The 12,564-nt window shown below is 59.1% G+C and carries 16 protein-coding genes; 15 read left to right on the top strand and 1 reads right to left on the bottom strand.

Annotated elements, in window-relative coordinates; genetic code table 11:
* Positions 1-100: 100 nt before the first annotated feature.
* The 4 genes from BCF46_RS03940 (at position 101) to BCF46_RS03925 (ending at position 3,788) form a co-directional block, all read left to right on the top strand.
* Entirely contained in the window at positions 101-1,099 is a 999-nt protein-coding gene (locus tag BCF46_RS03940; RefSeq protein ID WP_121021900.1) for a hypothetical protein, read from the top strand.
* Positions 1,100-1,199: 100 nt separating this feature from the next.
* Positions 1,200-2,420, top strand: coding sequence for an MFS transporter (locus BCF46_RS03935; RefSeq protein WP_245989759.1), 1,221 nt, complete (start codon positions 1,200-1,202; stop codon positions 2,418-2,420).
* Between the two features lie 66 nt (positions 2,421-2,486).
* Complete coding sequence (locus BCF46_RS03930) at positions 2,487-3,356, top strand: 50S ribosomal protein L11 methyltransferase (RefSeq protein ID WP_121021898.1); 870 nt, start codon at positions 2,487-2,489, stop codon at positions 3,354-3,356.
* A 78-nt stretch (positions 3,357-3,434) separates the two neighbouring features.
* Complete coding sequence (locus BCF46_RS03925) at positions 3,435-3,788, top strand: hypothetical protein (RefSeq protein WP_121021896.1); 354 nt, start codon at positions 3,435-3,437, stop codon at positions 3,786-3,788.
* Positions 3,789-3,857: 69 nt separating this feature from the next.
* Here BCF46_RS03925 and BCF46_RS03920 read toward each other — a convergent pair whose 3' ends face one another.
* Positions 3,858-4,049, bottom strand: a complete 192-nt coding sequence (locus BCF46_RS03920; RefSeq protein WP_121021894.1) for a DUF1127 domain-containing protein — start codon at positions 4,047-4,049, stop codon at positions 3,858-3,860.
* A gap of 341 nt (positions 4,050-4,390) precedes the next feature.
* Between BCF46_RS03920 and ruvC the strand changes: the two genes are divergently transcribed.
* The 11 genes from ruvC to tolB all read left to right on the top strand — a co-directional run bounded on the left by ruvC (position 4,391) and on the right by tolB (position 12,542).
* The gene (ruvC, locus tag BCF46_RS03915; protein ID WP_121021892.1) at positions 4,391-4,900 is read left to right on the top strand and encodes a crossover junction endodeoxyribonuclease RuvC; all 510 of its coding nucleotides are present in this window, start codon (positions 4,391-4,393) and stop codon (positions 4,898-4,900) included.
* Positions 4,897-5,550: a Holliday junction branch migration protein RuvA gene (ruvA, locus tag BCF46_RS03910; protein WP_121021890.1), complete on the top strand. Its 654-nt coding sequence runs from the start codon at positions 4,897-4,899 to the stop codon at positions 5,548-5,550. Before ruvC ends, ruvA begins: the two co-directional genes overlap by 4 nt.
* Before the next feature lie 52 nt (positions 5,551-5,602).
* Entirely contained in the window at positions 5,603-6,625 is a 1,023-nt protein-coding gene (ruvB, locus tag BCF46_RS03905) for a Holliday junction branch migration DNA helicase RuvB (RefSeq protein ID WP_121021888.1), read from the top strand.
* A gap of 4 nt (positions 6,626-6,629) precedes the next feature.
* Positions 6,630-7,460 (top strand): hypothetical protein, encoded by an 831-nt coding sequence (locus tag BCF46_RS03900; protein ID WP_121021886.1) that lies wholly within the window; start codon positions 6,630-6,632, stop codon positions 7,458-7,460.
* Positions 7,460-8,098, top strand: a complete 639-nt coding sequence (locus BCF46_RS03895) for a hypothetical protein (RefSeq protein ID WP_121022282.1) — start codon at positions 7,460-7,462, stop codon at positions 8,096-8,098. The genes BCF46_RS03900 and BCF46_RS03895 overlap by 1 nt, the downstream gene beginning before the upstream one ends.
* Positions 8,099-8,105: 7 nt before the next feature.
* Positions 8,106-8,324, top strand: a complete 219-nt coding sequence (locus BCF46_RS03890) for a DUF6500 family protein (protein ID WP_121021884.1) — start codon at positions 8,106-8,108, stop codon at positions 8,322-8,324.
* 1 nt (position 8,325) lies between these two features.
* Positions 8,326-8,718 (top strand): tol-pal system-associated acyl-CoA thioesterase, encoded by a 393-nt coding sequence (ybgC, locus tag BCF46_RS03885; protein ID WP_121021882.1) that lies wholly within the window; start codon positions 8,326-8,328, stop codon positions 8,716-8,718.
* Between the two features lie 110 nt (positions 8,719-8,828).
* On the top strand, positions 8,829-9,524 hold the full coding sequence (tolQ, locus tag BCF46_RS03880) for a protein TolQ (RefSeq protein ID WP_073142679.1): 696 nt from the start codon (positions 8,829-8,831) through the stop codon (positions 9,522-9,524).
* Positions 9,525-9,527: 3 nt separating this feature from the next.
* Positions 9,528-10,004: a protein TolR gene (gene tolR, locus BCF46_RS03875; protein ID WP_121021880.1), complete on the top strand. Its 477-nt coding sequence runs from the start codon at positions 9,528-9,530 to the stop codon at positions 10,002-10,004.
* 12 nt (positions 10,005-10,016) lie between these two features.
* Positions 10,017-11,150: an energy transducer TonB gene (locus tag BCF46_RS03870; RefSeq protein ID WP_121021878.1), complete on the top strand. Its 1,134-nt coding sequence runs from the start codon at positions 10,017-10,019 to the stop codon at positions 11,148-11,150.
* A gap of 84 nt (positions 11,151-11,234) precedes the next feature.
* The gene (gene tolB / locus BCF46_RS03865; protein WP_121021876.1) at positions 11,235-12,542 is read left to right on the top strand and encodes a Tol-Pal system beta propeller repeat protein TolB; all 1,308 of its coding nucleotides are present in this window, start codon (positions 11,235-11,237) and stop codon (positions 12,540-12,542) included.
* Positions 12,543-12,564: the final 22 nt, after the last annotated feature.

The raw sequence follows: 12,564 nt of genomic DNA, 5'->3' as shown, positions 1-12,564 counted from the left end.
CTAATCCCGCCTAAGGGCGGTCACAATAAATATGAAGGGCGCGCCTCGGTGCGCCCTTTGCTACGCTCGGGGCATTGTTTAGTCATTTCGAGGTGCTCTGATGTTGAAATTTCTGCCGCTGACCTTGTCCCTTCTGGCCGCCCCTGCCGCAGCCCAAGACGTGGAGGCTTGGTTCGTGATCATCAACCAGAACGACGGGCGGGTTGTTGATGAAGCCGCTTGGAACGCGGCTGTGGCCCAAGAGGGGCTGGAGGCAAGCACCCGCACGGTGATCGACACGGACTTCTATGCCATCGACCGCACCATCGAGACGGCGAAGACCGAAGGTGGCACGGTGGCTTTCTTTCTTGCGACCAATGTGCCGACGACCGACCCGGCCAAATTCGATCAGGTCGTGAAAAGCTTCCTCAGCTCGAGCGCGCAACAGCCGCTTCTGGAAGGGTTGGAAGTACTGTTGGACCAGCCCGAATGCAGATTGATCCGCAAGCCGTTGACGGGCCGTGAGTTCATCTACACCGACACGATTGTCACCATGGACAGCCCGCAGTTGCGGCAGGACTGCTATGCGATGTCGATGCGCTACATGATGAACAACCTTGAGCAGTTTGGCCCCCGCACACCGTTTGACCAGCAAGTCGACGAAAACGCCGCTGTACAGCAAAAGGCGTTGCCGCCGATGGCGATCAAGTCGAAAGCGTTAGTGGATGAGGCCGCGCGGCAACCGGATGGCCCACCCGTGCGCAGGGCGAGCAACGTGTACAAGGCTGGTGAAAAGATGTCGTTTCACGCCAATTTGCTCAATGTTGGACGTTTCGATCCGGGCACATCCAAAGCGCGGTTCGAGATTAATATGGATTTGGTGGTGACCCGGCTCGACGAGCCTGGAGAACAGCGGCTGCCCTCTGCCTACGTCTACAAAGGTCAAAGCACGCACCGGATTCCGGTTGCAGACAACTACTTTGACAACTTCATCACCGCCGGGTTCTCGTTGCCGCAAGCTGGAAAATACCGCGTAGAGCTGGTTTTGACCGATTTGTCGCGACCGAAGGCGGCTGGGACGTCCGTGACCGTACCCTACGAAGTTGAAGTGGTGGAGTAACGCCGCGCGGCGGGTTGGGTTGCGCAATACGCGATTTCTGCTCGCCATCCACGGCGGACAGGCGTAAGCCTTCGCCATGTTTGGGGACAAGATAAGACGTATGGATTTGGACGAGGCGAAGGCGCTGCCCTTCCTACGTCAGCCCGTGTTCTTGCTGTTCCTTATGGCTTTTGCCATGCCCGTTGCGTTTGCCACATGGTCCGCATTGCTCAATAACTTCGTGATTGAGGTGGCCGGATTTACTGGCGTCGAGATTGGCTGGCTGCATACGGTGCGTGAGATTCCGGGGTTTTTGGCAATCGGGGTGATCTTCCTGATCATCTTCATCCGCGAGCAGGTGCTGGGGTTGATTTCGCTGATCCTTTTGGGCGCCGCCACGGCGATGACGTCCTATTTCCCGCAGTTCGGCGGCATTTTGATGCTGACGCTGCTATCTTCCATCGGGTTCCATTATTACGAGACGGTCAACCAGTCGCTGCAATTGCAGTGGATCGACAAGGCCAAAGCCCCGCAAACGCTGGGCTGGCTGACTGCGGCGGGCAGTTTCGCGTCGCTGATCGCTTATGGCTTGCTGGTGCTGACGTGGAAAACCTTCGATCTGAGTTATGAAGTCGTTTACCTGATGGCTGGCGGCATCACCGTTCTTATTGCGGCCTTTTGCTTGCTCTATTTCCCGCAGTTCGAGACCCCCCACCCGCAAAACAAAACCATGGTCTTGCGCAAACGCTACTGGCTGTACTACGCGCTGCAATTCGTGTCTGGCGCGCGACGTCAGATATTTGTGGTGTTCGCGGCCTTCATGATGGTCGAGCGGTTTGGCTTCGAAGTGCATGAAGTGACGGCGCTGTTTTTGATCAACTACGTCGCCAACATGATCTTCGCCCCGCTGATCGGGCGGGCGATTGGCGTCTACGGCGAGCGCCGGATGCTGATCTTCGAATATGTCGGCCTGACGATTGTGTTCCTTGCCTATGGCGGCATTTACTATTTCGGTTGGGGCGTGGTGCTGGCGGCTGGGCTTTATGTGGTGAACCACCTGTTCTTCTCCATGGCGTTCGCGTTGAAGACTTATTTCCAGAAGATCGCTGACCCCGCCGACATCGCACCCACCGCCGCCGTGGCGTTTACCATTAACCATATCGCCGCCGTGTTCCTGCCGGTGGTGCTGGGGTATATGTGGATCAACTCGCCCGCGTCTGTGTTTGTGGCGGCGGCAGGCATGGCGGTCACGTCGCTGGTGCTGTCGATGCTGATCCCGCGCCATCCTGAACCGGGCCGTGAGACCATCTTCGCCCGAGGCAAAACCGCAGCGGCAGAGTGATCGGCGGGGGTTGCGCCGGGGCCGGCAGCGGCCTAATCGAACGGCGAACCCAAGGAGAGCCAGCCCATGCCAACATATACCGCCCTGACGACCCTTATGGGGGAACCTGCCGCCCAAGCCTTGGGTGAGGCGCTGGAGGCACTGGAGCCCGCACCGACCGGTGTGGGTGTGTTCGAGGTTGAGGATGGCTCGGGGCTTTGGGAAGTGGGCGGCTATTTTCTGGACGAACCGAACGATATCGAGCTGGCATTGCTGACCGCGGCGCATGAGGCGAAGCCGTTTGTCGTGTCTGAAATACCTGAAACGGACTGGGTGGCCCATGTGCGCCGCGAACTTGCTCCCGTGGAGGCGGGGCGTTTCTTCGTCTACGGTGCCCATGATGCCGACAAAGTTCCTTCCGACAAGGTATCGCTGTTGATCGAGGCCGCGATGGCGTTCGGAACGGGGCATCACGGGACAACGCAGGGCTGCCTTTTGTCGCTGGAAGACTACCTGAGCGAAGGCGGTCGCGCTGAAAATGTAATCGATGTGGGCTGTGGCACAGCGGTTTTGGCTATGGCTGCGGCTGCAGTTTGGGATCAGGTGGTGATTGCGTCTGATATTGATCCGATTGCGGTCGAGGTCGCGCAGGTCAATGCGCAGGCCAACGGCATGGCCGACAAGATCACCTGCCGAGAGGCGATTGGCTTCGGGCATGATGATATTGCCGTAAAGGTGCCATTTGACTTGATTTTTGCCAATATTTTGAAGGGGCCGCTGATCGACTTGGCGCCGGATATGGCCGCGCATTGTGCCGATGACGGTACGGTTATTTTGTCGGGATTGCTGACAGATCAGGCCGATGAAGTGCAGTCAGTTTACGTGCAAAACGGTTTCCAACTGTCGCAAAGACGTGACATTGGTGAATGGACTGCGTTGCGAATGTGCAAGAAATAGCAATTTTTGTAGGAGATTGTTCACGAACCTGCTACCGAAGATCGGAAATGTGCAATACATAAGCACTGGGATCAGGTTTTGGCAGACGTTAACAAAGATCGCTTTATTGAGCGGTTGAATGCGATTCAGCAAAAAGGCGACCCGAATAAAAAGGTCGTTCGCAAGGTTAGCAAAGATGGCCTTGTCGTTGAGGTCGTGAAGCCTCGCCGCAAGAAGCTTGTGCCAGTCAAAAGCATTCTCACCACCGGACTAATCCTCATCATGTTCAAGGGCTTTCTTTTTGCGCAATTGGGTGGCACCGAGTATGAGCGCCGGATTGATACGCTTAAAAAAGGTCATAGTGGCGAGGTTTTGGCGGCCTTTCTTTTGTATGCGGATCCTGCAACGCAAACCATGGCGCGCGGGATCGACGTCGTTCTACGCAACAACTAAACACCTTGAGAAACGAAAAAAGCCACCCCGAAGGGCGGCTTAGCATTTCGCAACCTAAGGCTTTAGGGCTTAGACGTTGAAGATGTCACCACGGTTCAAGCCGATGTCTTCCAGCTCGCGAGCGGTCAAAGCGGAAAGAGCGTTGCGGGTTGCGCGGCGATCATTCCATGCCACAACGGCACCGATGAAAGAGGCGAGAAAGCCAGAAGCATTGGCGCGGACGCCTTCGTTCAGCGAGCGGGAGGTTTCATATACAGCCATGCGAGTCGTCCTTTTTTGAGAGTGCCCAATTTCGAGCAGTGAGTGTCTGTCTGAGCCGCATCTAGGGTTCGGCCACGAGTCCCACAAGAATGATTTTTGCATGTCCCCTATGCATTTTTTGCATATGTCCTAACGTCACCTAAATCCCTAAAAAATATGGCAAAATAAGGCATTTCGGTGTGTCGCAAACAGAGCTTGGGGCGGCGATTTTGAACCCCAGATACGGCGTTTTCGGGGGAACTGGGTGAAAGCTGGTCAAAACGGCCCTGCACGTATCATCTTGGCAAATGTTCTTGTTTCGTGCTACTTGTGGCGAAAGAACAACAAAAAATGAGCAGGACATGCGCGTCATAGGGATTGACCCGGGATTGAGAAACCTTGGTTGGGGGGTGATCGACACCGACGGATCGCGGATTTCGCATGTTGCCAACGGCACGTGCCATTCCTCAACAGGAACTGAACTTGGCGCGCGGCTTCTAAGCCTGCATGCGCAACTTACCGAGATATTCACCCGCTTCGCGCCCGATACAGCCGGGGTAGAGCAGACCTTTGTCAACAAGGACGGAGCCGGCACCTTGAAGCTGGGACAAGCGCGTGGGATCGCGATGCTGGTGCCCGCGCAAGCAGGGCTGAGCATTGGCGAATATGCCCCGAACAAGATCAAGAAGACTGTTGTGGGTGTTGGCCACGCCGACAAGACCCAAGTGGCGCATATGGTGAAGATGCAGCTGCCGGGGGTGATTTTGACGGGACCGGACGCGACGGACGCTTTGGCGATAGCGCTATGTCACGCGTTTCATGCGCGGGCCGGAAACAGATTAGACGAAGCATTGGCGAGGGCAGGGGCATGATCGGCAAGCTTACAGGGCGATTGGATTACCGCGCTGCGGATCACGTTCTGATCGACGTGGGCGGGGTGGGCTATATGGTCTACTGCTCTGAGCGCACGATGGCGGTGCTTCCCGGGCCGGGGGAGGCGGTATCGCTGTTTACCGAGCTTTTGGTGCGCGAAGACCTGTTGCAGCTTTTCGGCTTCACTTCACTTGTCGAGAAAGAATGGCATCGTCTTTTGATGACAGTGCAGGGCGTCGGCGCAAAGGCGTCGATGGCTATTTTGTCGACCTTGGGGCCGGATGGCGTGTCGCGTGCAGTAACCTTGGGCGACTGGAACACCATCAAAGCAGCCAAGGGTATTGGTCCCAAAACAGCGCAAAAGGTTGTGCTTGAGTTGAAAGACAAAGCACCAAACGTCATGGCAATGGGCGGCAGTTTAGCCGCGGCGCAAGGCTTGGTCGGGACGGGGTCAGATAGTGATGCCGTGATCGAGCCGATCTCTGCCCCAACCGCTTCGGCGCAGGCGGAGGCTTTGTCGGCGTTGGTGAACCTTGGTTACGCCCATGGAGATGCGGCCGGAGCGGTGGCGCAGGCCGCAGGTGATGGTGCAGCGGAAACTCCTGCACTGATCCGTGCGGCGTTGAAACTGTTGGCGCCGAAGGAGTAAGGTGTGAACCTTCCTCTGGAAGAACGACCTGCCCTGCGGCATAGAGATGTATATGAACGAACCTGATCCAACATTGCGCCCCGAGAAGCGTCCGGAAGATACGGACCGCGCGTTGCGTCCTCAGGGGCTGGACGAGTTTATTGGTCAGGCCGAGGCGCGGGCGAACCTGAGGGTGTTTATCGAGAGCGCCAAGACACGTGGCGAGGCGATGGACCACACGCTGTTCCACGGACCTCCGGGCTTGGGGAAAACCACGCTGGCGCAGATTATGGCCCGCGAGTTGGGTGTTAACTTTCGCATGACCTCCGGTCCGGTGCTTGCCAAGGCGGGCGATCTGGCGGCAATCCTGACCAATCTGGAAGCCCGTGACGTGTTGTTCATCGACGAAATCCACCGGCTCAACCCCGTGGTTGAAGAAATCCTGTATCCCGCGCTGGAAGATTTCGAGCTGGATTTGGTGATTGGCGAAGGGCCTGCGGCGCGAACCGTGCGTATCGAGTTGCAACCGTTCACGCTGGTGGGTGCGACCACACGGCTTGGGTTGTTGACGACGCCCTTACGCGACCGCTTCGGTATTCCGACACGACTGCAATTCTACACCGAGAGCGAGCTGCACGAGATCGTGCGCCGTGGCGCGCGGCTGTTGGGTATTCCCACAGAAGATGATGGCGCGCTAGAGATTGCGCGGCGGGCGCGGGGGACGCCGCGGATTGCGGGTCGTTTGCTGCGGCGGGTTGTGGACTTTGCCGTGGTCGAAGGCGGCGGAAAGATTACGCGAGCCTTGGCGGATAGCGCTTTGACGCGTCTGGGTGTCGATCATCTTGGCCTCGATGGCGCGGACCGGCGTTATCTTCGGTTGATTGCTGAAAACTACCAAGGCGGGCCGGTGGGGATTGAAACGATGTCTGCCGCCCTGTCGGAGAGCCGCGACGCAGTAGAAGAGGTAATCGAGCCGTATCTGCTGCAACAAGGCCTGATCCAGCGCACCCCGCGCGGGCGGATGTTGGCGCAAAAAGCGTGGACGCATCTGGGGCTGGACGCACCTCAGCGTAGCACGGACCTGTTCGGAGACTGAGACCATGTGGCGTGTGCTTGTTATACTCTTCGCACTTTGGGGCAGCGCCGCGTCGGCGGACTACACGGCGGGCGGCTATACTCAGGCGCAGACCCGGTTCGGGGTGTTGCAGGTGGTAGGGCAGTTGGGCCAGCAGCGGGTGTTGTTTAACGGCTCTGATCTGGGAATAGAAAATCACGCGTATTCCATTGACGGCGTCTGGGCTGTGCAAGGCGGCACGCAGGATTGGGCGGTTCTGACCTCGCGCCATGGTGGCAATATGTGCGGCGGGGCCTCGCAGATCGCGATCATGCTGACAGCGGGGGCCGCGGCACGTACGGATGAATTCGGGGTTTGTCAGGGTGGGCCCATTGATTTGCGGGTGACACCAGAGGCGTTGGAGGTTGATATTTCCGACCCTACGCCACGAGTGGCGCATCAGACCTTCCGCTTTGACGGGGCGCAGTTGAGCCAAGTCGCAGTGGCCGAGGCGACCGCGCCCGCCGCTGGGGCGGGGCAAGCGGTCACGCGCTGGCTGGGCCAGCATCCGCAACGCCTGACCCAAGACCCCAGCGAGCAGGCGCGGTTTGCCCGTGTGCTGACACCGCTGCAAATGGACGAGCTGAGCCGCAGGATGTCGGGGCCGGGCGACACACGGCAGGAGGGTGGCTGGATTGTCGGCCGCGCCTGTCAGGCGCACCAATGCAACACAGCGGCAGCGGCTTGGGCGGTACGGATCCGCGACGGCGCGCCATTTGCGGTGTTCTATAATCGCGGTGGACCTATCGTCTTCGCGGGCGATCAGCAGTTTGCTGACCCCGTTATCACGTCGCTATTGAGATGGAGTTTGCCATGATGCACGACGCTTCGCCCGAAGCGGTGACCAAGCTGTTCACCCGCTCCGACGGGTCCTACCTATTTGCCCGCTGGGGGAGGCCGATTGCACCCGTGGCATTTGGCGTTGAAGATAGCACGGTCGGCATCATCAAGGGCGCTATCGAAGCAGTGTGCAGATTGGCGGGCCACGAGGTGGCCGAGACAGACCCGGAGTTGGGCTCCAACCTCATGGTGTTTTTCCTGCGCGAGTGGCAAGAGCTGATCGACACGCCGAACCTTGACCGGATGATTCCGGAACTGGGGCCATTGGTCGAACGGCTGAAAGCGGCGGACGCCAACCAGTATAGACTGTTCCGGTTCGAGCCTGATGGCGGAATCAAGGCGTGCTTCGTTTTTGTGCGCATGGATGACGTCATGTCGGATATTCCCGCCGAGACCATCTGTCTGGGTCAAGCTGTGCAGTCCATCCTGCTTTGGTCCGATGAGGCGTTTTTGGGGTCGTCTCCGCTGGCGTTGACCGGTGACAACGTGGCGATTTTGAAACCAGACGTGGCGAATGTAATCCGTGCTGCCTACGATCCTGTGATGCCGGTGGCCGCCGATGATGCGTCCCATGCGCTGCGTCTGGCAGCGCGGATCGGGGCATTGGTATCTTGAGGCCGAGATGAGAGACAGTTTGCGACGCCACGCCATTGCGATTTGCACAGATAAGATTGCCAAGAAGGGTGACGGGGTGGGGCTGTCTTTCTACGCCTTCTTCGCCAACAAGAACGACACACCCGACGCGCTAATGGAGGCTGCAAGATGGTGGATCGAGACCCACAAGCTTGACCATTTCGAGAAAGCCGTGAAAATTCGCGCGATGATTGAGGCGGGGGAGTAATATGACACATAGTTTCTCACTGCGCGTCTACTACGAAGACACCGACCTTGCGGGCATCGTCTATTACGCCAACTACCTGAAGTTCATCGAGCGCGCCCGCAGCGAATGGGTGCGCGAGATTGGCGTGGATCAAGTGGCGCTGAAAGCCGAGCAGGGGATTGTTTTTGCCGTGCGGCGGGTCGAGGCGGACTACCTGTCGCCCGCGAAGTTTGACGACGTCTTGAGCGTGACAACGGACGTGCAGGACATTTCGGCGGCGCGGATCACGCTCACGCAAGATGTCAGTCGCGGCAATGATGTGCTGTTCAAATCGGTGGTGACGCTTGTTTGCTTGGGCGTGGATGGCCGCCCGCAGCGGCTTCCGGCGGATATTCGCCAACAGATGCAACGGTAACGGGAATTTTTATGCCCTTGCGACGTGATATGTAGCAAAGCAGTTCCGTTGCGGCTATTCTATGGCCAATCAAGCCGCACAAAGCGGTAAAAACAAGGCGAGCAGGTTTTATGGAAGCTGAGGCAATCGGCCTAGCCAGCGACGTGGACTTTTCAGTCACGGCGCTTTTCTGGCGGGCAACACCAACTGTTAAAATAGTCATGCTGATGCTGATCGGGGCCTCGTTCTGGGGCTGGGCGATCATCGTTCAGAAGTTCATCAACTACCGCGCGGCACGCCGCGAGGCGGAAGAGTTCGACCGTCTGTTCTGGTCGGGCGAACCGCTGGACGAGCTGTTCGACAAGGTGGGCGCTGATCCGGACGGGGCGGCGCAGAAAATTTTTGCCGCAGGCATGAGCGAATGGCGACGGTCGCACCGCGACGACGGCCAGCTGATCGCGGGGGCCACCGCGCGGATTGACCGCTCGATGGATGTGGCTATTTCCAAGCAGGAAGAAAAGCTGAACTACGGTTTGGGTTTCTTGGCAACGACAGGTGCGACAGCCCCGTTCATCGGGCTGTTTGGCACGGTTTGGGGTATCAAACACGCGTTCGAGCAAATCGCGATCTCGCAAAGCACCAATTTGGCGGTTGTGGCCCCTGGTATTGCGGAGGCGCTGGTCGCCACGGCACTGGGTCTGGTCGCGGCTATTCCGGCAGTTATTTTCTACAACAAGCTGAGCGCTGACTCGGACCGCATCATGTCGGGCTACGAGGCGTTTGCCGACGAGTTTACCACCATCCTGTCACGTCAACTGGACGCTTGAGCCATGGGTGCAAGTGTTCAACAAGGCGCGTCTTCGGGCGGGCGTCGGGGCAAGCGGCGTAAGAGCGGCTCCAAGCCGATGTCGGAGATCAACGTCACGCCCTTCGTCGATGTGATGCTGGTGTTGCTGATCATCTTCATGGTGGCGGCCCCGTTGTTGACGGTCGGTGTGCCGGTGGAGTTGCCGAAGACCGCAGCCTCTGCCCTGCCGACCGAGCAGGAGGAACCGCTGACCATTACCGTCGAGGCGGACGGGCAGTTGTCGATCCAGAATACACCGATCGAGGATGATGCGTTGATTGGCCGACTGCGTGCCATTGCCGCCGAGCGGAATGACGACAAGGTTTTCCTGCGCGCCGATGGCTCGATCCCTTACGAGCGGGTCGTGCAGGTGATGGGAGCGCTCAACAAGGGTGGCTTTTCCAACATTGGTTTGGTGACGGACATCGGCGGCCCTTCGCTTGACGGGCAGGGCGGGTAGGCGCGCATGCGCATGTCCCCAAATACCGGCACCTATGTTTCCGGCGCAGGCCACGCGGCCTTCATCCTCTACCTGATCGTAGGGGGGCTTTTTGTTGCGCGGGACACGGATTTTGAAGTGAAGGTCAGCAACGTCTCGATTATCTCGGGCGAAGAATTTGCGTCCATGCAGGCCCAATCCCCGGGTGAAGGGGAATTGCCGCCCGCGCCGGAAGTGCCCGCTGACGTGGACCAACCCGCCCCCGCCGTGGAGCCGGAAACACCAAGCGCGCCGCCGCCAACCCCGCGTCCGGTGGAAGAGGTTGCACCTGAGCCCGAGCCTGTGATCCCCGAACCAGCGGAGCCTGTCGAGGCACCCGTGGTGCCGGAGCAACCAGAAGCACCCGATGTCGATGGCGATCCGGGGGCGACTTTGATCGTGCCCGATGCTGTGGCTGTTCCGCGCCCTGCGGAGCGGATTGCCGAAGAGGTGGTCGAGCAGCCTGACCCGGAGGTTGCGGTTGGCGACACCGATCAAGCGGCGACTGCGCCTGCGGCTGATCCAACCCCCGTGCAAGAGGCGCAGGACGAGACCGCCCGCGAAGAGGCCACGACCGAGATCGTGACCGAAGCGGACGAGCCGTCGACCTCTGCGCCGACCAAATCGACGCGGCCCGGCCGCAAGCCAAAGCCGCCCGCGCCCCCTGCGCCGCAGGTTGCAGAAACACCGACCGAGACCCCCAGCGAAGCACCGAGCCTTGCGGATAGCATTGCGAATGCGGTGGCCGAAGCCAACACATCGACCGCAGTGGCAGACAACGCCAATCCCGGTGGCGGCACGTCCTCCCCGATTACGCGGTCCGAAAAGGGTACCTTTATTCTGGGTATTCAGAAGTGCTGGAATGTCGGCGCGTTGGGCACGGATGCCTTGGCGGTTTCCGTGGTTGTCGGCTTCCAGATGGAGCAAAATGCCAAGCCGATTGTGGGCTCGATTCGGATGATCTCGTCTACAGGTGGCAGCGGCGATGCGGTGACGCGGGCCTACGAGGCGGCACGCCGCGCGATTATCCGTTGCGGGGCAAGCGGGTACAACCTTCCCCTCGACAAATATGACCAATGGCGTGAAGTGGAAGTAAGCTTCAACGCGACGAAGAAAGAAATCAGATGACCAAAATGGCGCAAATACGCCGAAGTGCGGCCACGCAGGGCGAGAACGCCTTGCAATGTACCGTCTGCGTGAAAGGATAAGACCATGATGAAGATGCTTCTCACCTGTCTTGCGTTTGTGATGGCGGTCTCCGCCGCGCAGGCCGAACCTTTGCGCATCGAGTTGGACAGCCCCAATATCGAGCCGTTGCCATTTGCGGCCCCTGCGTTCATCGCGGAAACTGCGGGTGCAGACCAATATGCCCGCGATCTGGCGGCTGTTGTGTCGTCGGACTTGCAAGGCTCCGGCCTGTTTCGCGCGATCAGCCAAGATGCGTTCATCAGCCAGATCACCAGCTTTGACAGCCCCGTCCAATATGCGGATTGGAAGGCGATAAATGCGCAGGCGCTGATTACCGGCGCTGTCTCCACAACAGGTGACGGGCAGATCATCGTGAAATTCCGCCTGTTTGATGTGTTTTCCGAAGACCAGTTGGGCGAGGGGCTGCAATTTGTTGGCTCCACCAATGGATGGCGCCGCATGGCCCACAAGGTGGCGGACGCCGTGTATTCGCGGATCACCGGAGAGGGCGGATACTTTGACAGCCGCGTCGTGTATGTGTCGGAAACCGGCCCGAAGAACGCCCGCCTGAAACGCCTCGGCATCATGGATTATGACGGAGCCAACCAGCAATTCCTGACCGATGCGCAGGCGATTGTGCTGGCACCGCGTTTCTCGCCCAATGGCGACCGGGTGATCTACACCTCGTACGAGAGCGGGTTCCCGAAGATTTACGTGTTGGACGTGGCCTCGGTCGGGCGTCGTGTGCTGCAAGACCAGCCGGGCACGATGAGCTTTGCGCCGCGTTTCGCGCCGAACGGGCAGGATGTCGTGTTCTCGCTGACCACAGGGTCAAACACGGATATCTACAAGCTTAATCTGGATAGCGGGCAGCGCACGCAGCTGACCTCCAGCCCCGCAATCGAGACTGCACCCAGCTATTCACCAGACGGCACTCAGATCGTGTTCGAGAGCGACCGCTCCGGCACCCAGCAGCTTTATGTAATGAGCGCGGGGGGTGGCGAGGCGACGCGGATTTCCTTCGGGCAGGGCCGCTATGGTACGCCCGTCTGGTCACCGCGTGGCGACCTGATCGCGTTCACCAAGCAAAACCGTGGCCGGTTTCACATCGGCGTGATGCGCACCGACGGGTCGGGTGAGCGGCTGCTGACGGCCTCGTTCCTGGATGAAGGCCCGACATGGTCGCCGAATGGCCGTGTGATCATGTTCACCCGCGAAACGGCAGGCTCTGGCGGGTCGTCAACGCTGTATTCGGTGGATATTTCAGGGCGGAACCTGAAGGCCGTGCAAGCGCAGGCGTCGGACCCGAGCTGGTCACCGTTGCTGAAATAAACCGTGAGATTCCCTTTGCGCC

The sequence above is a fragment of the Litoreibacter meonggei genome (assembly GCF_003663885.1).
Lineage (GTDB): Bacteria > Pseudomonadota > Alphaproteobacteria > Rhodobacterales > Rhodobacteraceae > Litoreibacter > Litoreibacter meonggei.
Note: the sequence above shows the minus strand (reverse complement) of the source record. Positions and strands in the feature narration are given on the sequence as shown.